Origin of the sequence: Rhodococcus sp. D-6 (assembly GCF_040256695.1) — a bacterium.
GTDB classification, from domain to species: Bacteria; Actinomycetota; Actinomycetes; order Mycobacteriales; family Mycobacteriaceae; genus Rhodococcus; species Rhodococcus pyridinivorans.
Genome location: NZ_CP132970.1, coordinates 1027741 through 1051640, shown reverse-complemented (window position 1 = coordinate 1051640; position 23900 = coordinate 1027741). Strand labels below are relative to the sequence as shown.

Here is a 23900-nt window from a genome sequence, read left to right as displayed (position 1 = left end):
CCTCCTGGGGTTGAAGCTCGAAGCTCGGTTTACTTGATGCCGGTGACCTTGACGACCGTCAGCTTCTGACGGTGGCCCTGGCGCTTGTGGTACCCGGTCTTGTTCTTGAACTTGTGGATGCGGATCTTCGGGCCCTTGGTGTGCTCGACGATCTCGCCGGTGACCGAGACCTTGGCCAGCTTGTCGGCGTCGGTGGTCAGTTCGGATCCGTCGACGACGAGGACCGGGGCAAGCGAGACAGCAGCGCCGGGCTCACCCTCGATCTTCTCGACCTTGACGAGGTCGCCTTCAGCGACCTTGTACTGCTTACCGCCGGTCTTGACGATCGCGTACGTTGCCATCGGACGGCTACCCCTTGCTTCTTCGAACGTGCTCGCGCCACAGTGCTGCGGACGCGACTGGTCTGGTGTGGTTGCTGACTCGGGTCCCGCCGGCATCCTGAATCCGGACGCGGCTGGGCACTATCGCCGAGTAGCGACTGAACAAGATTACGGGAAGGTGACTCTCAGGGTCAAACCGGGTGGCACGGTAGTGCCCGCTTCCGGGCCGGTCGTGACCGGCCCGGAAGCGGAGAGTCACGCTTCGGCGTCCACCGGAGGTCCGGCGGGGCGCCCTGCGGCACGCCGCGAACGCGGCCGCCGCACGATCTCCACCGGCGTCTCGACCGGTGTGCTCGGCCGGGAGTCCGACTCGGCCCCCGTGGACGACCCGGTCGTCGCGGGGACGACGAACACCTTGGCTGTAGGCCCACCGTCCCCGGCGGGCGCTGCGGCCGCCCGGGCGACCCTGCGTGCCCGACGGCGACGCGGAGCCGGTCCTGCGGCCTCGACGGAAGCCGCTCCGTCGGTGCCCTCCCCTGCGCCGGAGACGGCCGTCTCGGACACGGCAGCCTCGGGAACAGCGGTCTCCGCGACCGCGGCTTCGGCTGCTGCGACCTCTGCCTCGATCTCGGCGGGCTCGTCGGAGGCGGTCGTCACCGTGGTGGCGTCCTCCCCTGCGACGGGCTCCTTCGTCGGTGCGGCGACCTTCTCGGGCTCGACGGCCCGCAGCGGCTCGGTGACCTTGACCGGGTCGACGTCGCCCGCAGGTGCGGACGCCGCCTCGGATGCGGTCTCGGTCGCTGCCGGCTCTGCGGCCGGAGCGTCCGCGGCCGGTGTCGAGTTGTGCGCGGCCATCGCGAGCGCGACGGGGTGCGCGGCACGCTTGACGACCTCTTCGGGCGACGGCGTCGTGTGCGTCTCGGCGGCGGGCTCCTGCGAACTCTTGTCGCGTCCACGCTTACGCCGCGAACCACCGCCGGACGAACGACCGGAGTCGTCCGAGGACTTCGACTCGATCGGCTCCGAGTGCACGATGAGGCCGCGGCCGCTGCAGTGCTCACAGGTGGTGGAGAACGCCTCGACGAGACCGGTCCCGAGCCGCTTGCGCGTCATCTGGACCAGGCCGAGCGAGGTGACCTCCGAGACCTGGTGGCGGGTGCGGTCCCGGCCGAGGGCCTCGGTCAGGCGACGCAGTACGAGGTCGCGGTTCGACTCGAGGACCATGTCGATGAAGTCGACGACGATCATGCCGCCGATGTCGCGCAGGCGCATCTGGCGGACGATCTCCTCGGCCGCCTCGAGGTTGTTACGGGTGACCGTCTCCTCGAGGTTGCCGCCGGAACCGGTGAACTTGCCGGTGTTGACATCGATGACGGTCATCGCCTCGGTGCGGTCGATGACGAGCGTGCCGCCGGACGGCAGCCACACCTTGCGGTCGAGAGCCTTCGCGAGCTGCTCGTCGATGCGGTGCGCACCGAAGACGTCCACCGAGTTCTCCGAACGGTAGCGCTCGACGCGCGGCAGCAGGTCGGGTGCGACCGTCCGGATGTAGCTCTCGACGGTGTTCCACGCCGAATCGCCCTCGATGACGAGCTTGGAGAAGTCCTCGTTGAACAGGTCTCGCACGACCTTCACGAGCAGATCCGGCTCCTCGTAGAGCGTCTTCGGCTGGCCCGAGGCGTCGGCCTGCAGCTTCTCGGACTGCTCGCGGATCGACTCCCACTGCGTCTGCAGGCGGGTGACGTCGCGCGAGAGTTCCTCCTCGCTCACGCCCTCGGCGGCGGTACGGATGATCACGCCCGCCTCGGAGGGGACGATCTCGCGGAGGATGTCCTTCAGACGCTTGCGCTCGGTGTCGGGGAGCTTGCGGCTGATGCCCGTGGACGAACCTCCCGGCACGTAGACCAGGAAGCGTCCGGCGAGGCTGATCTGGGTGGTCAGACGCGCGCCCTTGTGACCGACCGGGTCCTTGCTGACCTGCACGACCACCTGGTCGCCGGGCTTGAGGGCCTGCTCGATCTTACGGGAGTTGCCTCCGAGGCCGGCGGCCTCCCAGTTCACCTCACCCGCGTAGAGCACGCCGTTGCGGCCACGGCCGATGTCGATGAACGCCGCCTCCATGGACGGGAGGACGTTCTGCACGCGACCGAGGTAGATGTTGCCGACCATCGACGCCGAACCGGAGGTCGTGACGAAGTGCTCGACGAGGATGCCGTCCTCGAGCACCGCGACCTGCGTCATGCCCGCGTGGGAACCGCCCGTGCGTTCGCGCACGACCATGACCCGGTCGACAGCCTCGCGGCGGGCGAGGAACTCGGATTCGGTGAGGATCGGGGGCCGGCGGCGACCGGCCTCGCGACCGTCGCGACGACGCTGACGCTTCGCCTCGAGGCGCGTCGAACCGCTGATGCCCTGGACCTCGTCCTTGGCGCGGCTCTTCGGACGCGGCTCCCGCTCGTGGACGACCGTGGGAACCGAGTCGTCGTCGGTGCTCGCGGTGTCGGTGTCGGAACCGCGACGGCGACGGCGACGGCGGCGACGACGGGACGTCCCCCCGCCCTGCTCGTCGTCGGTGTCGTGCTCGTCGCTGCTCTGCTCGTCGCCCGAGGCGGACTCGTCGGAGGTGCTCTCCTCGGTGCCGGCGGTCTCCTCGGCGGGAGTCTCCGCTGCGGTGGACTCCGCTTCGGCGGACTTCTCCGTCTCCGCGGCCGCGGACTTCTCCGTCTCCGCGGCGGCGGACTCGGAGTCCTCGCCGGTCGCGGTCGTCTCGTCCTGCTGGTCGGTGTCGGTGCCGTCCCCGCGTCCACGTCCACGACCGCGACGTCCGCGTCGGCGGCGACGCGGCTGGTCGTCCTGGTCTTCGTCCGCCTGGTGCGACGGCGCTTCCTCGGTGGACTCGGCGGCCGGCTCGGCGGTCTGCTGCTCGTCCTCGGCCGGTGCCTGCTCGGTGTCCTTTCCGCGGCGTGCGCGCCGGCGACGCGGGCGGGTCTCCTCCTCTCCCTCGGCAGGCGAGGGTACCTCGGGCTGGAGGAACAGCGGTGCAGCGACGATCGGCTCGGCCGTGGTGGACGGCTCGGGCATCTCGAACAGCGGCGTGCTCTGCTCCACCGACGTGAACAACCCGGTGGGTCCTCCGACGGAGGGGACCTCGACGGCCTGCGGTGCGGTCTCGTCCGCGGTCTTCTCGGCGGGTCGCAGCTCGTCGCTCTCGACCGGCGCGGCCTCGGCGGTCTCCGCAGCCTCGGGAGTCGTCTCCGCGGCAGGCTCGGGGGCGGTCTCGGCCTCGGGAGCCGTCTCCGCCACAGCTTCGGGAGCTGTCTCGGCTGCAGCTTCGGGAGCCGTCTCGGCTGCAGCTTCGGGAGCCGTCTCGGCTGCAGCTTCGGGAGCCGTCTCGGCTTCCTGCACGGCGGGCTCGGCCGTGCCCGTGTCGTCGCTCAACGCAGCGTGCAGGTCCTCCGCGACGTCGCGTGGGAGGGTCGAGTGCGCACTGCGCAGCTCGGTGCCGCGCTCGGCGGCTTTCGCGATCACCTGCTTACTGGTCAGCCCCAGCAACTTGGCGAGGGCATGGACGCGGATCTTGGCAGGCAGACCGAGGAGGTTCCGTCCCCCTGCGTCCGACGCTTCGATCGAGTTGTTCTCCGGCGGCTCTTGATCGGCCACGTAGGTCTCCTAAGGCCCCCGGGCGCGTCCACCACCGACAACAGCGATGTGAGCGGCCACGCGGGGGCGCAGCTTGTGTACTCGCGCCGGGTGGGCGCGAGTCCTTCCGGTCTCGCATCGCGCGGTCGTCCGGTGCCCGTTTTCACTGCACGGCCGAGCAATGCCTGGCTTGATCGCGGGTCGAGCGCCGGAACATCCAGCGTGCCGCCGAGCGAGGTGTCTCCTTCGTCCTCGGCCACAGCGATGTCGGGCATCGATCCGTGATGTCGTTCGGCCGCTCCGCACGCGGTGTGTGCGGAGCAACCTCTGCCAGTATCCCACACGGAGATGCACGGATACGCCAACGGCGCCCCGGAGGGCGCCGTCGGCGGTGTCGGGAGGCGCGAAGCGCGACGCCCCGAGAGGTTTCGTGAGCGACACACCAGGCGCCGCTCGTGCGGGGCTGTTACTTCGCAGCCAGGGCGGGGAACCAGAGAGCGATCTCGCGCTCGGCGGACTCCACCGAGTCGGAGCCGTGGACCAGGTTCTCGCCCGGGTCCAGGCCGAGGTCGCCGCGGATCGAGCCGGGCACGGCCTTCTCGACCGGATCGGTGCCACCGGCGAGTTGACGGAACGCCGCGATCGCGCGCGGGCCTTCGAGGACCGCGGCCACGAGGGGGCCGCCGGTAATGAACTCGATCAGCGAGGGATAGAAGGGTTTGCCCTCGTGCTCGGCGTAGTGCGCTCCGGCGACCTCCTCCGTCGCTGTGCGCAGCTCGAGAGCCACGATGTCCAGCCCCTTGCGCTCGATGCGCGAGAGGATCTCTCCGACGTGACGGCGTGCGACGCCGTCGGGCTTGATCAGTACCAGGGTCCGCTCAGTCACGCGACAAGCCTAGAGGTCGTCCCGCTGGCCCGGCAGCAGACCCCTGGATTCGCGATCCCTGATGTCCTTGCGCAGGTAGAAGATGTACGCCCACACCGCGGCGAAGAGCACACCCACCGCACCGAACGCGAGGTCGACGAAGAAGCCGAGCACGGCGAGCACCTGCAGCGTGATGTTGAACGGGATCGCCCACGACTTCTTCTGCACCCCGGCTCCGAGGAACATGAGAACGGCGAGGCCCACGACGTAGGTCGTCGACCACGCGCTCAGTCCCCCGCCGACGGTCGCGATCACCGGCAGCACCAGCAGCACCACGATCGCCTCGAGCACGAGCGTTCCCGCCATCACGCCGCGGAAGCCCTTCCAGGGGTCCGTCGTCGGCGGCCGGAACTTCTGTTCCTCCGGCTTGTCGTTGCTCACGCGGGATCCTTTCCGAACAGACTGCGGGCCGCACCTGCGGTCACCACCGAACCGGTGACCACGACCCCGGCGCCCGACACCGCTTCGCCGGGCTCGCCGACCTCCTCCGCGATCGCGATCGCGGTTTCGATCGCATCCGGGAGCGTCGCCGCGGTGACGACCCGTTCGTCGCCGAATCGGGCGACGGCGATGTTCGCGAGATCGTCGACGTCCATCGCTCGCGGCGACCCGTTGTGGGTGACGACGATCTCGTCGAAGACCGGTTCGAGCGCCTCGATCAGACCTGCGACGTCCTTGTCGGCCATCACGCTCACGACGCCCACGAGCTTGCGGAAGTCGAATTCCTGGGCGAGCGCGGCCGCGAGGGCCTTCGCGCCGTGCGGATTGTGCGCGGCGTCGAGGAAGACGGTGGGCGCATTGCGCACCCGCTCGAGCCGGCCCGGCGTGGTCACCGACGCGAACGCGTCGCGCACCGCCTCGACATCGAGCTGCTTGCCGGGGCCCGCCCCGAAGAACGCCTCGACCGCGGCCAGCGCGACCGACGCGTTGTGCGCCTGGTGCTCGCCGTGGAGCGGCAGGAAGATGTCGGTGTAGAGACCCCCGAGACCCTGCAGGTCGATCTGCTGTCCGCCGACGGCGACCGCACGCCGCACCACCGCGAACTCGGATCCCTGACGGGCCACGGCCGCGTCGGCCTCGACGGCCTGCCGCAGCAGCACGTCCATCGCCTCCGGTTCCTGCTGCGCGATGATCGCCACGGTGTCGCGGGGCACGAGACCGTCGTCGGGTGCCTTCTTGATGATCCCGGCCTTCTCCCCCGCGATCTCCGTGAGGGTGTCGCCGAGATAGCCGGTGTGGTCGATGCCGACGGGCGTGATCACCGCGACCTGCCCGGTGACGACGTTCGTGGCGTCCCACCGTCCGCCGAGACCGACCTCGACGACCGCCACGTCGACGGGTGCATCGGCGAACGCCGCGAACGCCATGGCCGTGGTGACCTCGAATTTGCTCATCTTCGGGCCACCGGCCGCCTCGGACTGCTCGTCGATCATCCGGACGTACGGTTCGATGTCGCGGTAGGTGTCGACGTAGGTCCGCGGCGAGACCGGCGCGCCGTCGATGCTGATCCGCTCGGTGGCGAGCTGCAGGTGCGGGCTCGTCGTCCGGCCGACCCGGTGGTGCATGCGGGTGAGCAGCGCGTCGATCATCCGGGTTGTCGACGTCTTGCCGTTCGTGCCGGCCACGTGGATCGACGGGTAGCTGTTCTGCGGCGAGCCGAGGATGTCCATGAGCGCGGCGATCCGCGCCAGGGACGGCTCGATCTTCGTTTCCGGCCAGCGCTTGTCGAGCTCGGCTTCGACGAGCGTCAGTTCGGCCAGGTCCACCGGGGACGGCGCCCCCGGGGTGTCGGTGCTCACGCCGCGCCCAGCTCCTTCAGTCGTGCGGTGATCCGTGCGATCTCCTCTTCCGCGATCTGCTTGCGACCGCGGATCTTCTCGACCACCTGATCGGGTGCCTTCGCGAGGAAGGCCTCGTTCGACAGCTTCGCGGAGGTGCCCGTCAGTTCCTTCTCCGCGGCGGCGAGATCCTTGCGCAGGCGCGCGATCTCGGCGCCGACGTCGATGCTGCCGGAGGTGTCGAGCTCGACGGTGACCGTCGCGCGGCTCAGCCGGACCTCGATCGACGCGGTGGCCGAGAACGAGTCCTCCGGCGCGGTCAGGCGCGCGAGCGACTGCACGGCCGGCACCTGCGCGACGAGATCGGCGTCCTCGACACCGACGAGCCGGGCCGCGACCTTCTGCGACGGCTTGAGACCCTGGTCGCTGCGAAACCGGCGGATCTCGGTGACGAGCCTCTGCAGGTCGGCGACCCGCTGCGCCGCGGTCTCGTCGGTGGCGATGCCGGACGTCTCGGGCCAGGACGCGACGACGACGGACTCGCCACCGGTGAGCACCTTCCACAGGGTCTCGGTGACGAACGGGATGACCGGGTGCAGCAGGCGCAGCAGCTGGTCGAGGACGGTGCCGAGCACAACCTTGGTGCCGTCGGCGTGGGCGCTGCCCTCGGCGAGCTGGACCTTGGCGAGCTCGAGATACCAGTCGCAGACCTCGTCCCACGCGAAGTGGTAGAGCGCCTCGCACGCCTTCGAGAACTCGTAATGATCAAAGGCCGCGTCGACCTCGGTCCGCACCTGCTCGAGGCGGTCGAGGATCCACCGGTCGGCGTCGGTGAGCTGCTGGCGGGCCGGGAGCTCGCCGATCACCGCGCCGTTCATCAATGCGAACTTGGTCGCGTTGAACAGCTTGTTCGCGAAGTTGCGCGACGACTGGGCGTGGTCCTCACCGACGGCGAGATCGCCACCCGGGTTCGCGCCGCGCGCCAGCGTGAAGCGCAGGGCGTCGGCGCCGAAACGCTCGACCCAGTCGAGCGGGTCGATGCCGTTGCCGCGCGACTTCGACATCTTCTTGCCGAACTGGTCGCGGACGAGGCCGTGCAGGAACAGATCCCGGAACGGCACCTGCGCCTGGTGCACCGCGTCGTCACCCGACACGTAGGTGCCGAACATCATCATGCGGGCGACCCAGAAGAACAGGATGTCGTAGCCGGTGACGAGAACGCTGGTGGGATAGAACTTGTCGAGCTCGGGGGTCTTCTCCGGCCAGCCCATCGTGGAGAACGGCCACAGGCCGGACGAGAACCACGTGTCGAGCACGTCCGGGTCCTGCTCCCAGCCCTCGGGGGCGATCTCGTCGGGGCCGAAGCACTCGACCTCGCCGTTCGGGCCGTACCAGATCGGGATGCGGTGACCCCACCACAGCTGACGCGAGATGCACCAGTCGTGCATGTTGTCGACCCAGTCGAACCAGCGCGGTTCCTGGCTCGCCGGGTGGATGACGGTGTGACCGTTGCGCACCGCGTCGCCGGCAGCCTGGGCGAGCTTGTCTACCTTGACCCACCACTGCATCGACAGCCGCGGCTCGATGGTCTCGCCGGACCGCTCGGAGTGGCCGACGCTGTGCAGGTAGGGGCGCTTCTCGGCGACGACGCGGCCCTGCGCGGCGAGTTCCTCGCGGATCGCGATGCGCGCCTCGAAACGGTCCATGCCGTCGAAGCGGGTGCCGGAGTCGGCGATACGACCGGCCTTGTCCATGATCGTGGGCATCGGCAGGTCGTGCCGCAGGCCCATCTCGAAGTCGTTGGGGTCGTGCGCAGGCGTGATCTTCACTGCGCCCGTACCGAATTCGGGGTCGACGTATTCGTCGGCGATGATCGGGATCTGCCGGCCGGTGATCGGGTGCTCGAGCGTCGTGCCGATGATGTCCTTGTAGCGCTCGTCTTCGGGGTGCACCGCGACGGCGGTGTCGCCGAGCATCGTCTCCACACGAGTGGTAGCGACGACGACGTGCGGCTCGTCGTCGTTCAGGGAGCCGTAGCGCAGGGAGACGAGTTCGCCCTCGACCTCCTCGAACTTCACCTCGATGTCGGAGATCGCGGTCTGCAGCACGGGCGACCAGTTGACCAGGCGCTCGGCGCGGTAGATCAGCCCCTCGTCGTAGAGGCGCTTGAACATCGTCTGCACCGCGCGGGACAGCCCCTCGTCCATGGTGAAGCGGTCGCGCGACCAGTCCACACCGTCGCCGATGCGACGCATCTGGCCCTGGATCATGCCGCCGGACTCGGCTTTCCACTGCCAGACCTTCTCGATGAAGGCCTCGCGACCGAGGTCCTCCTTCTTCTTGCCGTCGGCGGCGAGCTGCTTCTCGACGACGGTCTGGGTGGCGATGCCGGCGTGGTCCATGCCGGGCAGCCACAGCACCTGGTAGCCCTGCATGCGCTTACGGCGGGAGAGCACGTCCATGAGGGTGTGGTCGAGGGCGTGACCCATGTGCAGGCTGCCGGTGACGTTCGGCGGCGGCAGGACGATCGAGTACCCGGGCTTGTCGCTCGTGGGGTCGGCCTCGAAGTAGCCGGCGTCGACCCACTGCTGGTAGAGCTCCGCTTCGACGGCGCTGGGGTCCCAGCTCTTGGGAAGGGCGTCGGCGGGGTTCTGCGAGTTCTCTGGCGCACTGGTCACCCGTCAATCGTAAGCGTCGCGGCGAACCTCCTGGACACGGGCCACGACAGAGATGGACAAGGGTCGCGACAGAGCCGGACAGGGGTCGCGACAGAAGAGTGTGGCCCGCTCCCCGACCGGGTATCGCAGTGCCGGGCGGCCGAATGCGCGGACGCCGAACGGACAGGACGGAGGACACCGTCATGATGCGGGCATTGATTTTCGCTGCAGGTGCGGCCGCGGGATTCGTCGCGGGGACCCAGGCGGGACGCGAGACCTACGACAAGATGCGGGGGCGTTCGAACGAGCTGTGGCACAACCCGGCAGTGCAGGAAAAGGTCATTCCTGCGGTACAGGACAAGGTGACGGAAGCGGCCGGCGTCGTGAAGGAGAAGGCACCGCACCTCCAGGAGACGGTCGGTGGTCTCGCCGAGAAGGTCACCCATCGCGGCGGATCGGGTCAGCACTCGGCCGGTTCCGGTTCCGCGACGAGCGAGTCGACACCGGCCACCGACGAGCCCACGCGTCCGCCGGTCTCGCCGGGCGACCAGCCGCGCCCGCCCGAATAGCGAGGCAGTAGACCCCGAGCGGACGTCCTCGGTCAGCCCAGCTCGTCCGGCAGGTCGAGCGGGCGACCGAGCACGTGCTCGGACAGGAACGCCTCGACGGTCCGGTACCAGATCTTCGAGTGCTGAGGCTTCAGCACCCAGTGGTTCTCGGACGGGAAGTACAGGAAGCGGTGGACGGTGGTGCCGTCGTCCTCGGCGGGTCGACCCGATTCGTTGAGCAGCTCGTACCACAGGCGCAGGGCTTCGCCGATCGGGACGCGATAGTCCTTGTCGCCGTGGATCACGAGCATGGGCGTGACGATGTCGGCGACGAACAGGTGCGGTGAGTTCTCGACCGCCATCTCCGGGGTCATCTCCCGCTGCCAGTACCAGGCAACGTCGGTGGTCGGGGTGAACTGGTCCAGCGCCCACAGACCCGCGTGGGTGACGACCGCGCGGAACCGGTCGGTGTGCCCGGCGATCCAATTGGCGAGATATCCACCGAACGACCCGCCCATCACCGCGGTCCGCTCCTCGTCGATATCCTCACGCGCGACCGCGGCATCCGTGACGGCCATCAGATCGGTGTACGGTTCGCTCCCCCACCGACCCCAGCCACGCCGCACGAAGTCGTCGCCGTAGCCGGTGGACAGTGCGGGATCGGGCAGCAGCACCGCATAGCCGCGGGCGACGAGGAGCCACGGGTTCCAGCGCCACGACCAGGTGTTCCAGCTGCTCAGCGGACCGCCGTGCACCCACAGAAGCATCGGCGCGGGGTCGTCGGCGGACGCCGTGTGCGGAAGCGCGAACCACGCCCGCAGCGGCGTGCCGTCGGCGGCCTCGGTGGTCAGTTCCTCGAGACGTCCCGGCAGTTCCGGGAGCGCAGCGGGAGCACGTAGCGGCGTGACGGTGCCGGCGTCCGGTCCGGTGAGGTCGATGCGCACGGGGTGCGGCGGCGCTTCGTAGGAGGCGCGCAGCGCGTACGCCCTGCTGCCGTCGGGTGCGAGGCAGACGTCCGTGTAGGCGGCGTCGTCCGCGGTCAGGCGGTCGGGCTGCGCGGACCCGAGTCTCTGCACGAAGACCGGCGCACGGCCGTGATCGTCGGCGGTGAGCACGAGACCGGAACCGTCGGGCAGCCAGGTGACGGAAGTGGGACGTCTGTCCCATTCAGGGGTCTCGATGGTCGTGGTTCCGCTCGCGATGTCCAGGACGCGGACGGTGATCTGCGGCGGGTTCTCCGCGTCGCCCATCGATTCGTGCAGGTAGGCGAGCTTCGTCCCGTCGCGCGAGATCGACGGGTGCGTCGCGTCGCCGGTCTCGTCGTCGACGAGCGGGGTGCGCAGGCCGGTGCCGAGATCGACCCGCACGAGCGTGACCCGGCGCGAGGCGAGCGGACCGGGGACCACCCAGGTCGCGGCGGCGAACGAACCGTCGGCAGCGATGTCGACGGAGCCATCACGCAGCGACCCTCGGATCCCGGGCGTGAGGTCGGTGAACCCGTGGCCGCACGTGTCCGGGACGAGCAGGTGCGGCTGGTCGGGTCCGAGATCGTGGTCCCAGTAGCGCACCGGATAGCCCGTGTGCAGCACCGCGGTGACGACCTTGTCCTTACGGGCGTCCCGGATCCGTTCGTCGTCGGACTCGCTGTGGCCGAGGACGGACGCGACGAGGACGATCCGGTCGGCCCCGGATGCCGCGTGCACCGATGCGAATCCACCCTTGCGGGATCCGACCTGCTCGGCCTCGCCGCCCGCTGCGGGCAGTCGCCACAGCGACACCGGCGGATCGTCCTTGCCCCGGGCGGCGGTGAACAGCAGATCGCCGGACGCGGTGAAGGTCGGGTTCGATTCACCCGTGGTGCCGTGGGTGAGGCGTCGCGCCGGGGCGTTGCCTTCGGGATCCACCTCCCACAAAGCCTCGGTGTACGAGGTGGCCTTGTCGTCGAGCGTCGACTGCGTGATCACCAGGCGATTCCCGTCCGGGGACATCGTGAGGGAGGTGACGCGAGGAAGCGCCAGGTAGTCGTCGAGCTCGTGGAAGGCCGTCATGCCTGGACGATATCGGGAGCGGCGGTGGGCGGTCCGCAAGGTGGCACCGAGTTCGTCTGTAACCTGGTCGTTCGGCGGGTACATCCCGTGGCAACGCCGTCACCCAGTCCGAACGGAGCACTCACATGGTCGACCTCGCATACGTCATCGCCGGCTCGGAAGCGACCGGTGGCGCCGGTCTGCAGGTCGACCTCAAGACGTTCCAGCAGCTCGGTGTGTACGGGGTGGGCACCACGACGTGCATCGTCTCGTTCGACCCGAAGAACAACTGGGGCCACCGCTTCTTCCCCGTCCCGGCCGACGTGATCGCCGAGCAGATCGAGGCCGCCACCGCCGCCCACAATCTCGACGTGGTGAAGATCGGCATGCTGGGCACGCCCGCGACGATCGACGTCGTCGCCGAGGGACTCGAGAAGCAGGACTGGCGGCACGTCGTGCTCGACCCGGTCCTGATCTGCAAGGGCCAGGAGGCCGGCGCGGCCCTCGACACCGACAACGCCCTGCGCGCGCAGGTGCTCCCCCACGCCACGGTCGTCACCCCGAACCTGTTCGAGGCACGGACGCTGTCCGGGATGGACGAGATCACCTCGGTCGACCAGCTCATCGAGGCGGCGCGTCGCATCCACGACCTCGGCCCGAAGTACGTCGTCGCGAAGGGCGGCGTCGAACTCGACGGCGAGGACGCCGTGGACGTGCTGTTCGACGGCTCCGAGGTCACCCTCCTGACGGCACCGAAGGTCGGCAACGAGCGTGTCTCCGGCGCCGGCTGCACCCTCGCCGCCGCGATCACCGCCGAACTCGCGAAGGGCGCGTCGGTCGCCGACGCCGCGGCCCGCGCGAAGGATTTCGTCACGACCGGGATCAAGGGCCGCGTGTCCGCCAACACCCCGTTCGACACCGTCTGGCAGGGCGCCTGATCCGAAGGCGGGAAGCATCCCGTCAGCGCGGCTGCCGCCACATCCCCCACAGGGTCGGCCCACCACCGGGGATGACGATGGCGCGGGTGACCTCGAACCCGAACCGCTCGTAGTAGGGAACGTTCGATTCCTTGCTCGACTCGAGGTAGGCGGGGGCGTGTTCGGCGTCGGCGCGGTCGAGGCCGGCCTTCATCAGGGCTTTGCCGAGGCCGGTCCCCCGCGCATCAGGTGAGGTGCCGATCGTCGACAGGTACCAGTGCGGTTCGTCCGGATGCGCCGCGTCGAGGGTGACGTTGACCTGCCCTCCCCGCTTCATGTAGCGGCCGAGCGCGGCGTAGAAGCCGGGCAGGAGGCGGAGCGAGGTCCACGCATCGGTGCGCCATCGTCCGGGCGGCGCCCACATCGCCGCGCCTCCGACGGTCCCACCGGACTCGGCGATGTCGGTGGCTCCCAATGGCACCATGTGGTGGCGGGCGTCGGCGGCGAAGAAACGGGTCATGCGGCGGATACGGTGCTCCTCGTCCGGGAACATCCACGCGAAGACCGGATCGTCGAAGAACGCCTCGGCGATCACCCGAGCGAAGACCGGAATGTCGCGGCGCGTGGCGGTTCTCGGTTCGACGGCCATGTCGGCAGCCTACGACGAAGACGTGCCCGACGACCTGCCTTCCGTCGCCAGTTCCTTCGCGAGGGGCGTGGGGAACCGCGGCATCACCCGCACCCCACCCAGCCAGTCGTCGAGGCGGGCGGCTTCCTCGCGTAGCACCGCGGTGCCTTCGGCGCCGATGTCCTCGAGCAGATGCAGGCTCACCGCTCCCGTGTCGGTCTGCCACCACGTGCCGACGATCCGTCCGTCCCACCAGGCGGTGGGACCGGCGTTGCCGTTGGAGTCGAACAGCGCCTCCTTGTACGGCCCGAGATACCACTCGCGTTCGGTCCACCCCATGACCGTGGGGTCCAGACCGGGCAGCAGTGCACCCCACGGTTCGACGGGAGCGGGCTCGTCCACGTCGTCGGCCAGGAGGTAGCCGGGACGGCCGTCGAGATCGACCTCCACCACGTCGAGTTCGGCGAGGGCCGCGCGGACGGCAGTGAGGGTGGAGCCGAGCCACCATTTCAGATCCCCCTCGGTGCCGGGACCGAATGCGCGCAGCCACATCCGCACGAGTTCGCGCACACCCGTCGCCTCGTCGACGGGGTCGACGGCCGAGCCCAGCCACGACTCGGTGGTCGTCCAGGTGGGGCGCGAAACCCGCCACGACCCCTTGTTCGACGCCCGGACCACTTTCCCCTCGGCGGAGAGCACCGTGAGCACGCGAGGCGCGAAGGTGACCGGCCCACCCCAGGATTTGCCGGCACCGAACTCCAGCGCGCCGTCGAGGAGCGGGATCTCGGCCTTGAGCTCGCTCGATGTCGCCTCCCGCCCGTCGGCCAGGGCGGCGAGGATGTGGCGGCTCACCTCGTCGAGCCAGCTCTCGCCGTCGTCGTGCAATCCGGCCTTCACGACGTCCTTGACGACCGTGCGCCGTTGTGCGGCGGCAACCCGGGCGCTCGCCCCGGCCTGCACCACCGGGAGGGTGTCGAGCGGGACGACGAAGACGGTGCGCCGCATGGCCATGTGTTTGACCATGGTGCGGTCGTCGTAGAGCGCCCTGTCGAGGTCGGCCACGGTGAACCCGTCCACACGTGCCCACGCCGACAGGTAGACGGTCGCCGGGTCGGTGCCGTGCAGGCACACCAGGGACGTCGCCGCGTCGACGGCGTCGGGGGCGCGGTGGGCGGGATGCAACCGGTGCCGGACGGCCAGTCGTGCCCGGCGTTCGTCCACGTCGATCCTGGGTGCGGCCATGGCCGTCATCGTAGGACCGGCCACCGACCTCGGGCGCGCGGTGAAGGGGCCCCGCGGCCTCAGGCTGCTCGTTCGCGCAGCCAGGCCATCGCCTCCATCCGGTACTCGTCGATGCCCTTGTACTGCGCGATCTCGCGCGGCAGCTCCTCGACGATGTCGGCGAGCTGGTACGCCCACTGCGGGTAGGCGGCGATCTCGGCGAGGGGTGCCATGTAGGTGCGGATGTTGAACACGATCGCACCGGTCGTCGGCAGCCGGATGAGGTGCTCGAGTTCGATGCGCAGCTGGATCCTCCCCCAGTCCTTCTCGGCCATCAGGCGGGGGATGTCGTCCATCCACTCGGGCATCGTCTCGAGGCTCGTGTCGCGGCGCCGCGAGCCGACGGCCGAGAAGGTCCAGTTCACCCGTCGGTAGGGCTGGTCGGCGGTGAGCCGGCGCAGGAACTGCTCGGCCCGGTCGGTGACCCCGTCGCGCGTGAGACCGGGTACGGGACGGTGGATCTCGTGCATGCTCATGCCGATGTCGAATTTCACCGACCAGTCGGCGGAGGAGGTCACCACGGCGGCGTCGAAGTAGAGGTGGCCGTCGCGTTCGGTGACGAGCAGGACGTCGTCGGGGATCTGGCAGGCGACGAACACCAGCGGGTGTTCGGGCAGCGTCTCCGGATCACCCGGGACGAAGGTGCAGTCGATTCCGAGAGGTTGGTTGCGCCAACGGTATCCGGATCCGAGGCGGTCGAGGGTCATGAGGTCGGGATACGACGCGGCCATCTCGCGGAAGTAGAACATCAGCAGGTCCCACGAGGCCGGGGTCATGTGCGGGAGGTAGCGGACCCGGTGCGGGTCCCGCTCGAGGATCCCCTGTCGCAGGGCCATCATCTCGACGTAGTCAGGTCCGAGGTCGACGATGTGCTCGCCCCAGCCGCCGGCGAACGTGTCGACGCGGCGGCGGGCGGGTTCGACGTTGACCCCGTAGCGGAATCTGTTCTCACCTTCGAGAAAAGGCCACGGGAGATAGGACAGGTCGCTGGTAACGGTCACATTCGGTCCTTCCGGTCGGTTCTGTCAGGCGACGGCTCCGAGATAGGTGCCGTGGTGACTCGACAGGTGCGGGCGGATCTCGAGGGAGATCCCGCACCCGGCGCACGAGATCCTGTCGCCGGGTCGCGCGTCGGCCCGCTGTGTCGTCTCGCAGTGGGGGCAGAAAACCGTCAGCGTCACCGTCGACGTGACGTAGGTGATGAGTTCGCAGGGCAGGGCGCCGGCCTGCCGGGCGGCGGCGGTGTAGGCCATGGCCTCGGCGGCCGGACCGGCGACGAGGATGCGTGATCCCGCCCGCAGCGCGGCGACCGCTTCGGCGGCGCGACCGGGTGTCGGGTCGTAGAGGGCGGCGGCGTCGCGTCCAAGTTCGGAGGCGTCGGCCATCCAGTGCCGCACCGCCTTTCGCGCGAGTTCGCAGTCGCTCGCGGCGAGGACGAGGAAGGCGCGACCGGCACGGTCGAGTGCGGGTGGGTCGCCGTGGACGAATCCGGAGGCCTTCACGACCGCACACCCCCGTAGGTGCGGAGCCAGCGCACCCCCGGTTCGCGGGTGCGGGTGATGCCCTTGTAGTCGGCCATATCCTCGGGCAGCTCCTCGAGGACACGGCACAACCGCTCGGCCCATTCCGGTACGCGGGCGATGTCCTCGAAGGGCAGCAGGTAGGTGCGGATGAGGAACATGATCGCGCCGGAGACACCGAGGCGCACGAGGTGCTGGACCTCGACGCGCAGGTTCAGCCGGCGCCCCACGTCCTCGAGCGGCCCCTCGGCGAGCAGCCGCCGGTCGCGTCCCCACACGGGATAGGTCTCGGTGGACTGGTCGAGGAGGCGGTCGACGCTGAGCGACCAGTTGGTGCGGCGGTACTGCCGGCCGGGCTGCAGGCCCATGAGGAACTGCTGGGCGCGCGGGATGACCCCTTCGGTGTGCACGCGCGGGACGGGCCCGTGGATCTGCAGGAAGCTCATGCCGACGTCGAAGCGCAGCGACCAGTCGGCGGCGAAGGTCACCAGTCCGGCGTCGCCCCAGAGGGCACCCTCACGCTGGTCGAGCAGCACGACGTCCTCCTGGAGGTGCCTGCCGACGAACAGCAGGGGTGGTTCGGGCAGGGTGGACGGATCACCGAACACGAAGGACTGTTCGACGCCGAGTGCCCGGTTGGTGAATTGCCGGGCCGCACCGTCCCCGTCGAGCGAGAACGTCTCGGGGTGGGCGGCGGTGAGCATCCGCATGAGGGTGAGCATCGCGTCCCACTGGGCGATCTCCATGTGCGGCAGAGCCTGGAACCGGGTGGGGTCCTCGGCGAGGATGCGGGTGCGTTCGGCGAGATCCTCCCGGTACCGGCCGTCGACGTCGACGGGGTGGGTCCCCCATCCCCCGACGGGTGTCTCCACGACACTGCCGGCGGGTTCGACGTTGGTGCTGTAGCGGTAGGTGTCGCGGGGGAAGGGGAACGGGAAGCGGGCGATGCGGTCGGGGATCGCCGCGCTGTCGCCGAGGGCCTCGAGGTCGATCGTGGTACTCACAGATCCAGCTCCAATCGGGGTCCGTTCGCGCGGGAGACGCACGGCATGAGGCAGTCTCCGGCCTCCTTCTCGGCGGCGCCGAGATACAGGTCGCGGTGTTCGATGTCGCCGCTCACCACGGGCAGCCGGCACTCCCCGCACACGCCCTGACGGCAGAGGCTGGGGACCGCGATGCCGCGGGATCCGAGCGCTTCGAGGAGGCTGACACCCGAGGCGACGTCCACGTCGACGCCGCTGCGGGTGAGGTGTGCGGTGAACGGTTCGCCGGGGTCGAGGTCGCCGACCCCGAAGTGCTCGTAGTGCACGCGGGCGCCGGGCCAGCCGGCGCGACCGGCACGGTCGGTGAGTTCGTCGATGAGCGCAGCCGGGCCGCACGCGTAGAGGTGGGTGCCGATCGGCTGGTCCAGCAGCGCGGGTCCCATGTGCTCCCAGAAGCCGTCGCGGCCGGTGTGGAGGTGGAGGCGGTCGCCGCACAACTGCTCCAGGTCGTCGAGGTGGGCGGCGTCGCCCTCCCGGTGGACGTAGTGCACCTCGAACGAGCGGCCCCACTGCACGGCGGCGCGGACGTGGGACAGGATCGGGGTGACGCCGATTCCGCCGGCGACGAGCAGGTGGTGCCGCGCGGTGAGGACCGGGGCGAAGGCGCTGCGCGGGGTGCTCACCTGCACCCTGTCCCCCGCTCGCAGGGAGTGGATCCAGCGGGAGCCACCGCGGCCGTCCTCCTCGAGCCGTACGGAGATGCCGTAGTGGTCGGGCTCGAAACCGGGTCCGGTGAGGGAGTAGGAGTTCCGGCGGGATTGCCCCTCCGGCCCGGTTCCGCAGGTCACGACGATGTGACTGCCCGGGGTGAAGGAGGGCAGGAGTGCGCCGTCGGACGCGACCAGCCGCATGTGCCGCACGGTCGGGGTCAGTGCGGTGACCTCGTCGACCGCCAGCACCAGGCCGGCGTCGGACGGCACGTTCGTTGCGGGGCTGTCGGACATCAGGGTCATCAGCGTTCCTCCGCGTCGATCATGTAACCGAGGTAGGCCGCGTGGTGACGCGAGACATGGTGGTAGACCACGAGTTCCGCGCGGCAGTTCGGGCAGGTGGTGCACCGGCCGACCTCGACGTCGGCGAGATGGGTGGTGTGACAGTGTGCGCAGTAGACCGCGCGGTCGGCGGTGTCGATCGGGACGGGCATGATCTCCTCGTCGACGAGCCCGCCGGCCACCGCCACGGCCCTTGCGGCGAGGACGGCGGCCTCGGATCCGACGAGGACGAGTCGGCAGCCGACCCGGGAGGCGTCGAGCTGCCGTCGGAGGACGCGGGCAGCCGTGTCGCCCCACTCGGCGGGCAGACGCATCCAGTCCACCCGCCGACCGTCGAAGGACAGCAAGAGATTCCGCGCCTGCTCGGCGGCCTCGTCGCCGAAGGACAGGATCGTGAAGGTCCGTCCCCCGCCGGCGATGCTCCGTTCCTCGTCCCACCTCGGCACACTGGTGGTGTCCATACAGACGTTCACGGCATCTCCTAGGGCGCGAAGGAGCGGAGGCCGACGTAGAAGGCGAGCGCGCCTTCGGGGGTGGTGAAGCGGATGCGGGATCCCTCGGGGAAGAAGATCGCGTCGTACGCACGGGCGATCTCGACCTGGCCGGTGTCGAGGTTCTCGAGGCGGAACTCGCCGTCGAGGACGACCTTCATCTCGTCGTATTCGTAGGTGTAGTCGAGGGGCGCCTCGGTGGGTTCGAGACGGAAGTAGCCGGAGGCCATGGGGCAGCCTTCGGGATTCGGGTGGACGTCGTCGATGTAGCCCTTCGTTCCCGGGAACTCGTCGACCGACATCTGCGGGAGGTTCTTCCAGAAACCGGAGGTCACTCGGAATGCGGGCACGGTGGTGGTCTCGGACATGGCAACTCCTCAAAGGGAAGGAATGCGCGAACGCGCGGTGTGCAACGAGAACGTCGATCGCTGACGTGAAACAGACGATAATGGGAAGAAACGCAGCGATGGTTGCAGTTCTGTTAACGCGCGTAACCGATTCCTCTCGAGGGCAAGGGAATCCGGTCCCTCGAGGAGGTTCCCCGGAGCCGGACGGAACATCCGTCAGCGGCCGGGATCGAAGAGGGCGCGATGCCAGATACGCGTGACGATCTCTGCGGCCCGTTCGAGCGGTATGGGCGTCTCCTGCAGGGCGTCCTGCGCGTACCAGACGTAGGCCGACCCAGCGCGGGCGGATCGCCCGGTCCGACTCCGGTGCCGTCGCCCGGCTGCGCGCCGCGGGCTCGGTGATGCCCGGCAAGACCCACATACCCGAGTTCTGCCAGTGCGCGACCAGCGACAACCTGCTCGGCCGGGAGACCGGGAACCCGTGGGATCCGTCCCGTACGCCGGGCGGTTCGAGCGGTGGCGCCGCGGCTTCCGTCGGCGCCGGTCTCGCGACGATCGCGCTCGGCTCGGACGGCGGCGGGTCCATCCGCATCCCGTCGGCCTTCAGCGGACTCGTCGGGTTCAAGCCGACCACCGGATCGTGCGCGGACGAACGGGGTTTCCGCGCGATGACTGATTTCGTCACTGCCGGCCCGCCGGCCTGGACGGTGGACGACGCCCGCATCATGACGGAGATCCTCGCCGAGACGACCTTCGAACGCACCACGGTGCGGCACCGGCGGATCGCCTTCTTCCGGCGCCCGGACGGACGTCCGGTCGATCCCGCGGTCGCCCGCACCATCGAGACCGTCGCCGGAATCCTGTCGGATCTCGGGCACGAGGTCGTCGAGACCGACATCCCGATCCGGGGGTGGAACGAGATCTTCGGGCCGCTCGTGCTCGACGACGGGCTGCGCGAACGCGCCCATCTGCTCGACGATCCGGAGCTGCTGACCCCGCTACGAGCGGGCGAGTCCGCGAGCCGCGATGCAGCTGACCAGCGCCGAGGTCGCCGGTGCCCGCGGGCACTGGACGGATTCCTCCTCCGCATGGACGATTTCCTGCACCGTTGCCGTCAAGGGCATCGACACCCTGAACGGTACCGAGGTCGACGACCTCTACTTCTCTGACTGCGAGTTGCCCGCCGACTCGGTGGTCGGTGAGGTCGGCCAGGGCTGGTCCCAGCTCATGCCCGGGCCGGCGACCGAGCGGCTGATCCTCGCCGCCCAGATGCTCGGCGTCGCCGAACGTGCCTTCGACGACCCCTAGGGTCTGGCGCGGGCGTCGTCGATGGCCAAACTCGAGGCGACGGAGGTCGCCAAGAACACGGCCCTCGAGTGCATGCAGATGATGGGCGGCTACGGCTACTCCACCGAGTTCGACATGGTGCAGCACGTGCGCGCGGCCCTCGGCGCGACGATCTACGGCGGAACCAACGAGATCCAGCGCGACATCATCGGGAACTCGTTCGGTCTCCGATGGAACCCTCGCTCACACGAACATCGCAGCGGCGGGACGGTCCTTCGACCGTCCCGCCGCTGTTTGTCGTTCGCATACAGGCGGTTTCCACGCCAAGCGTCACCGCGATCTCACGGTTGCGTAACACGCCCGTCATGGATACCGTGTTTCCTTCTATTCGACAGCGATTCCTACAGTGAAACTTCGTCGAACCGAGGAGCCCCCATGACGCTGGAAGCCACCGACACATCCGTGCTGCGCCTCCCGTCCACGAACGGCCGGTCCCCCGAGACCTCCGGCACCGCCGGTCTGGCCGAGCTCGCACACGCGACCGGCACCCGCTTCATCCTCGCCGTCTTCACCACCCTGTCCGGAAAGCCCTGCGCCAAGCTGGTTCCCGTCGAATCCGTCGACGAGCTCGCCACCGACGGTGTCGGTTTCGCCGGCTACGCCGCGGGCTCGATGGGCCAGGTCCCCAAGGACCCCGACCTGGTCGCCATCCCCGACGTCTCGTCCTTCACCCCCATCCCCTTCGTCCGCGAGGGCCTGGCGCTGGTCCACTGCGACCCCTACGTCGAGGGCAAGCCCTGGCCGTACGCCCCGCGGGTGATCCTCAAGACCGCGCTCGCGCAGGCCGCCGCCAAGGGCCTGAGCGTCAAGGTGGGCACCGAGATCGAGTACTTCCTCGTCCAGCGCGACGAGAACGGAACCCTGCGCACCGCCGACGCCCTCGACACCTCCCGCCAGCCCTGCTACGACGCCCGCGACGTCACCCGCATGTACGAGCACCTGACGTCGATCTCCTCGGCGATGAACACCCTCGGATGGGGCAACTACGCCAACGACCACGAGGACGGCAACGGGCAGTTCGAGCAGAACTTCCAGTACGCCGACGCCCTGACCACCGCCGACCGCGTCATCACCCTGCGTTACCTCATCTCCGTGCTCGCCGAGCAGCGCGGCATGACCGCGACCTTCATGCCCAAGCCGTTCGCCGATCGCACCGGCTCCGGGATGCACATGCACCTGTCGCTGTGGCAGGGCGACACCCCCGTCTTCCCCGACGCGAACGATTCCCGCGGACTCGGACTGTCCAAGACCGCCTACTCGTTCGTCGCCGGCATCCTCGAGCACGCCTGCGCCCTGCAGGGTGTCATCGCACCGACGGTCAACTCCTACAAGCGCACCGGCGCCACCAGCACCGCCTCCGGCGCCACCTGGTCGCCGCGTTACGCGACCTACGGCGGCAACGACCGCACCCACTACCTGCGCGTCCCCGACGCCAACCGCGCCGAACTGCGCGGCGGGGACGGCTCGGCCAACCCCTATCTCGCCACCGCCGCAACCGTCGCCGCCGGCCTCGACGGCATCGAACGCGATCTCGATCCCGGCGAGCCGGGCACCGGCGGCACCGCCACGCTGCCGATGACGCTACTGCACGCCATGGACGCCCTCGAGGCCGATCCGGTGGTCTCCGGCGCACTCGACGCAGCCGGTGCGGGCGTCGCCGACTACTTCGCCTCCCTCAAGCGCGAGGAGTTCTTCCACTGGCACAACACCGTGACCCCGTGGGAGATCGACAGCTATCTGACCGCTTTCTGACCACCGACTTCTTCCAGACCCATCGAACAGGAGAGACGACCATGTGCGGAATCGTCGGACTTCATCTGCGAGACGCCTCGCTCGAGCCCCGGTTGGGCAGCCTGCTGACCGGGATGCTCGGGCAGATGGTGGACCGCGGACCGGATTCGGCGGGCGTCGCCGTCTACGGCAACCCGGTCTTCTCCCCCGCCGGGGAGTCGTCGGTCTCGGTGCTCGACGCACCCTCGGACCTCGCCACCGCCGTCGGTGACACACTGGGTGTGACCGTCGGGGCGCTCGATCTCGCCCCCACCACCGTGCTGCACGCCCCCGTCCCCGCGACCCTGCTCGCCGACACCGTCCGCACGCTGGCCCCCACCGCGACCGTCATCGGTTTCGGCGACGACGTGACCGTCCTCAAGGGCACCGGCGATCCCCGCGATCTCGCCGAGACCTTCGGCCTGCCCGCCGCCTCCGGCCGGCAGGGTGTCGGCCACACCCGCATGGCCACCGAATCCGCCGTCACCGCAGCAGGATCGCACCCCTTCGCCGTCGGCCCCGACCAGTGCCTCGTGCACAACGGCTCGTTCTCCAACCACCTGTCGATCAAGCGCGAACTCGAGGACGAGGGCGTGGTGTTCGACAGCGAGAACGACACCGAGGTCGGCGCACGCTTCGTCGCCAAACACCTCGCCGAGGGCGCCGATCTCGAGAAAGCACTGCGTCTGCTCGGTGAACGCTTCGACGGCTTCTACACCCTGCTGGTGTCCACCTCCGATTCCTTCGCCGTGGTCCGCGATCCGATCGCCTGCAAGCCCGCGATCGTCGCCGAGTGCGACGCCTACGTCGCGATGGCCTCGGAATTCCGCGCCCTGGCAGGACTTCCCGGCATCGCCGACGCCCGCATCTTCGAACCCGAACCGGACCGGGTCTACGTGTGGCGACGCTGACCGGCCGCGCGAATCCCGACTCCGCCGTCCCGATCTCATCCCCGGAGGCAATCATGACCACCGACACCCTGCTCCCGACCGCCACCTACGACCTGGCGACGACCACTACCCGCGAACTCAATGCGGCACTGCACGCGATGGAGGCCCCGGCCTCGATCGAGGTAGTGAACCCGCAAGGCGCCCACGCACTCGCCTGCGGCCTGAACCGGCCGATCGACGTCCGCATCGACGGCCACGTCGGCTACTACGCAGCCGGGATGAACCAGCACGCCCACGTGACCATCGATGGCAACGCCGGCGTCGGGGTCGCGGAGAACATGATGTCGGGCAGTGTGCGCGTCACCGGCGACGCCTCGCAGTCCGCCGGTGCGACCGCCCACGGCGGGCTGCTGGTCATCGAAGGCAACGCCGCCGCACGCTGCGGCATCTCGATGAAGGGCGTCGACATCGTCGTCGGCGGTGATATCGGTCACATGAGCGCCTTCATGGGACAGGCCGGCCGACTCGTCGTCCTCGGCGATGCCGGTGAGGCCCTGGGCGATTCACTGTACGAGGTGCGGATCTACGTGCGGGGCAGCGTCGCCTCGCTCGGTGCGGACTGCGTCAAGAAGGAGATGCTCCCCGAGCACATCGCCGAGCTGCAGGAACTGCTCGACACGGCCGGTTTCGACGCCGACCCGGCCGAGTTCACCCGCTACGGCTCGGCCCGGCAGCTCTACCACTTCCACGTCGACAACGCTTCGGCCTACTGAGAGCCCC

General features: G+C 69.4%; 21 protein-coding genes and 1 pseudogene. 7 read left to right on the top strand and 15 right to left on the bottom strand.

From position 1 onward, the window contains the following. Positions 1–29: 29 nt before the first annotated feature. The 6 genes from rplU to RBB84_RS04970 form a co-directional block, all read right to left on the bottom strand. Positions 30–341 carry a 50S ribosomal protein L21 gene (gene rplU / locus RBB84_RS04995; protein WP_006551183.1) on the bottom strand — a complete coding sequence of 104 codons (312 nt, stop codon included), beginning with the start codon at positions 339–341 and terminating at the stop codon, positions 30–32. Positions 342–575: 234 nt separating this feature from the next. Then, a complete protein-coding gene (locus RBB84_RS04990) occupies positions 576–3947 on the bottom strand; it encodes a translation initiation factor IF-2 N-terminal domain-containing protein (protein WP_350247634.1) in 3372 nt (1123 codons plus the stop codon). A 478-nt stretch (positions 3948–4425) separates the two neighbouring features. Beyond that, complete coding sequence (gene ndk, locus RBB84_RS04985) at positions 4426–4845, bottom strand: nucleoside-diphosphate kinase (protein WP_006551181.1); 420 nt, start codon at positions 4843–4845, stop codon at positions 4426–4428. A gap of 9 nt (positions 4846–4854) precedes the next feature. Then, positions 4855–5265: a DUF4233 domain-containing protein gene (locus RBB84_RS04980; RefSeq protein WP_006551180.1), complete on the bottom strand. Its 411-nt coding sequence runs from the start codon at positions 5263–5265 to the stop codon at positions 4855–4857. Beyond that, positions 5262–6683: a folylpolyglutamate synthase/dihydrofolate synthase family protein gene (locus RBB84_RS04975; protein WP_006551179.1), complete on the bottom strand. Its 1422-nt coding sequence runs from the start codon at positions 6681–6683 to the stop codon at positions 5262–5264. The genes RBB84_RS04980 and RBB84_RS04975 overlap by 4 nt, the downstream gene beginning before the upstream one ends. Next, positions 6680–9340, bottom strand: a complete 2661-nt coding sequence (locus RBB84_RS04970) for a valine--tRNA ligase (RefSeq protein WP_064256382.1) — start codon at positions 9338–9340, stop codon at positions 6680–6682. Before RBB84_RS04970 ends, RBB84_RS04975 begins: the two co-directional genes overlap by 4 nt. A 182-nt stretch (positions 9341–9522) precedes the next feature. On the opposite strand from RBB84_RS04970, the gene RBB84_RS04965 reads away from it, so the two are divergent. Next, on the top strand, positions 9523–9888 hold the full coding sequence (locus RBB84_RS04965) for a hypothetical protein (protein WP_064256411.1): 366 nt from the start codon (positions 9523–9525) through the stop codon (positions 9886–9888). A 32-nt stretch (positions 9889–9920) separates the two neighbouring features. On the opposite strand, the gene RBB84_RS04960 is transcribed toward RBB84_RS04965, so the two are convergent. Further along, entirely contained in the window at positions 9921–11915 is a 1995-nt protein-coding gene (locus RBB84_RS04960) for an alpha/beta fold hydrolase (protein ID WP_064256412.1), read from the bottom strand. A gap of 125 nt (positions 11916–12040) precedes the next feature. Between RBB84_RS04960 and thiD the strand changes: the two genes are divergently transcribed. Beyond that, positions 12041–12832, top strand: coding sequence for a bifunctional hydroxymethylpyrimidine kinase/phosphomethylpyrimidine kinase (gene thiD, locus RBB84_RS04955; protein ID WP_006551175.1), 792 nt, complete (start codon positions 12041–12043; stop codon positions 12830–12832). A 22-nt stretch (positions 12833–12854) separates the two neighbouring features. On the opposite strand, the gene RBB84_RS04950 is transcribed toward thiD, so the two are convergent. The 8 genes from RBB84_RS04950 to RBB84_RS04915 are packed head-to-tail and all read right to left on the bottom strand — an operon-like array spanning position 12855 to position 19134. After that, entirely contained in the window at positions 12855–13460 is a 606-nt protein-coding gene (locus RBB84_RS04950) for a GNAT family N-acetyltransferase (RefSeq protein WP_024100595.1), read from the bottom strand. Positions 13461–13469: 9 nt separating this feature from the next. Beyond that, on the bottom strand, positions 13470–14681 hold the full coding sequence (locus tag RBB84_RS04945; RefSeq protein ID WP_019289065.1) for a winged helix DNA-binding domain-containing protein: 1212 nt from the start codon (positions 14679–14681) through the stop codon (positions 13470–13472). A gap of 59 nt (positions 14682–14740) precedes the next feature. Then, positions 14741–15721, bottom strand: a complete 981-nt coding sequence (locus RBB84_RS04940) for a DUF3445 domain-containing protein (protein ID WP_019289064.1) — start codon at positions 15719–15721, stop codon at positions 14741–14743. A 24-nt stretch (positions 15722–15745) separates the two neighbouring features. After that, positions 15746–16222 (bottom strand): dimethylamine monooxygenase subunit DmmA family protein, encoded by a 477-nt coding sequence (locus tag RBB84_RS04935; protein ID WP_006551171.1) that lies wholly within the window; start codon positions 16220–16222, stop codon positions 15746–15748. Continuing rightward, positions 16219–17244, bottom strand: coding sequence for a DUF3445 domain-containing protein (locus tag RBB84_RS04930; protein WP_082921033.1), 1026 nt, complete (start codon positions 17242–17244; stop codon positions 16219–16221). The genes RBB84_RS04935 and RBB84_RS04930 overlap by 4 nt, the downstream gene beginning before the upstream one ends. Next, a complete protein-coding gene (locus tag RBB84_RS04925; RefSeq protein ID WP_006551169.1) occupies positions 17241–18236 on the bottom strand; it encodes a PDR/VanB family oxidoreductase in 996 nt (331 codons plus the stop codon). Before RBB84_RS04925 ends, RBB84_RS04930 begins: the two co-directional genes overlap by 4 nt. Further along, complete coding sequence (locus tag RBB84_RS04920) at positions 18236–18736, bottom strand: dimethylamine monooxygenase subunit DmmA family protein (protein ID WP_006551168.1); 501 nt, start codon at positions 18734–18736, stop codon at positions 18236–18238. Before RBB84_RS04920 ends, RBB84_RS04925 begins: the two co-directional genes overlap by 1 nt. 20 nt (positions 18737–18756) lie before the next feature. Further along, positions 18757–19134: an ethanolamine utilization protein gene (locus RBB84_RS04915; protein ID WP_060651112.1), complete on the bottom strand. Its 378-nt coding sequence runs from the start codon at positions 19132–19134 to the stop codon at positions 18757–18759. Between the two features lie 377 nt (positions 19135–19511). On the opposite strand from RBB84_RS04915, the gene RBB84_RS04910 reads away from it, so the two are divergent. From RBB84_RS04910 to RBB84_RS04890, 5 genes and pseudogenes are all read left to right on the top strand, one after another. Continuing rightward, positions 19512–20282, top strand: a complete 771-nt coding sequence (locus RBB84_RS04910) for an amidase family protein (RefSeq protein WP_231912020.1) — start codon at positions 19512–19514, stop codon at positions 20280–20282. Next, positions 20227–20628: pseudogene (locus RBB84_RS04905) on the top strand (acyl-CoA dehydrogenase family protein); the annotation flags it as partial. The gene RBB84_RS04910 and the pseudogene RBB84_RS04905, both read left to right, overlap by 56 nt. A gap of 207 nt (positions 20629–20835) precedes the next feature. Next, entirely contained in the window at positions 20836–22212 is a 1377-nt protein-coding gene (gene glnT, locus RBB84_RS04900; protein ID WP_064256414.1) for a type III glutamate--ammonia ligase, read from the top strand. A gap of 41 nt (positions 22213–22253) precedes the next feature. Further along, complete coding sequence (locus RBB84_RS04895; RefSeq protein ID WP_064256384.1) at positions 22254–23141, top strand: glutamine amidotransferase; 888 nt, start codon at positions 22254–22256, stop codon at positions 23139–23141. Between the two features lie 53 nt (positions 23142–23194). Further along, on the top strand, positions 23195–23893 hold the full coding sequence (locus tag RBB84_RS04890; protein ID WP_050993466.1) for a protein glxC: 699 nt from the start codon (positions 23195–23197) through the stop codon (positions 23891–23893). The last annotated feature ends 7 nt before the right edge of the window (positions 23894–23900 follow it).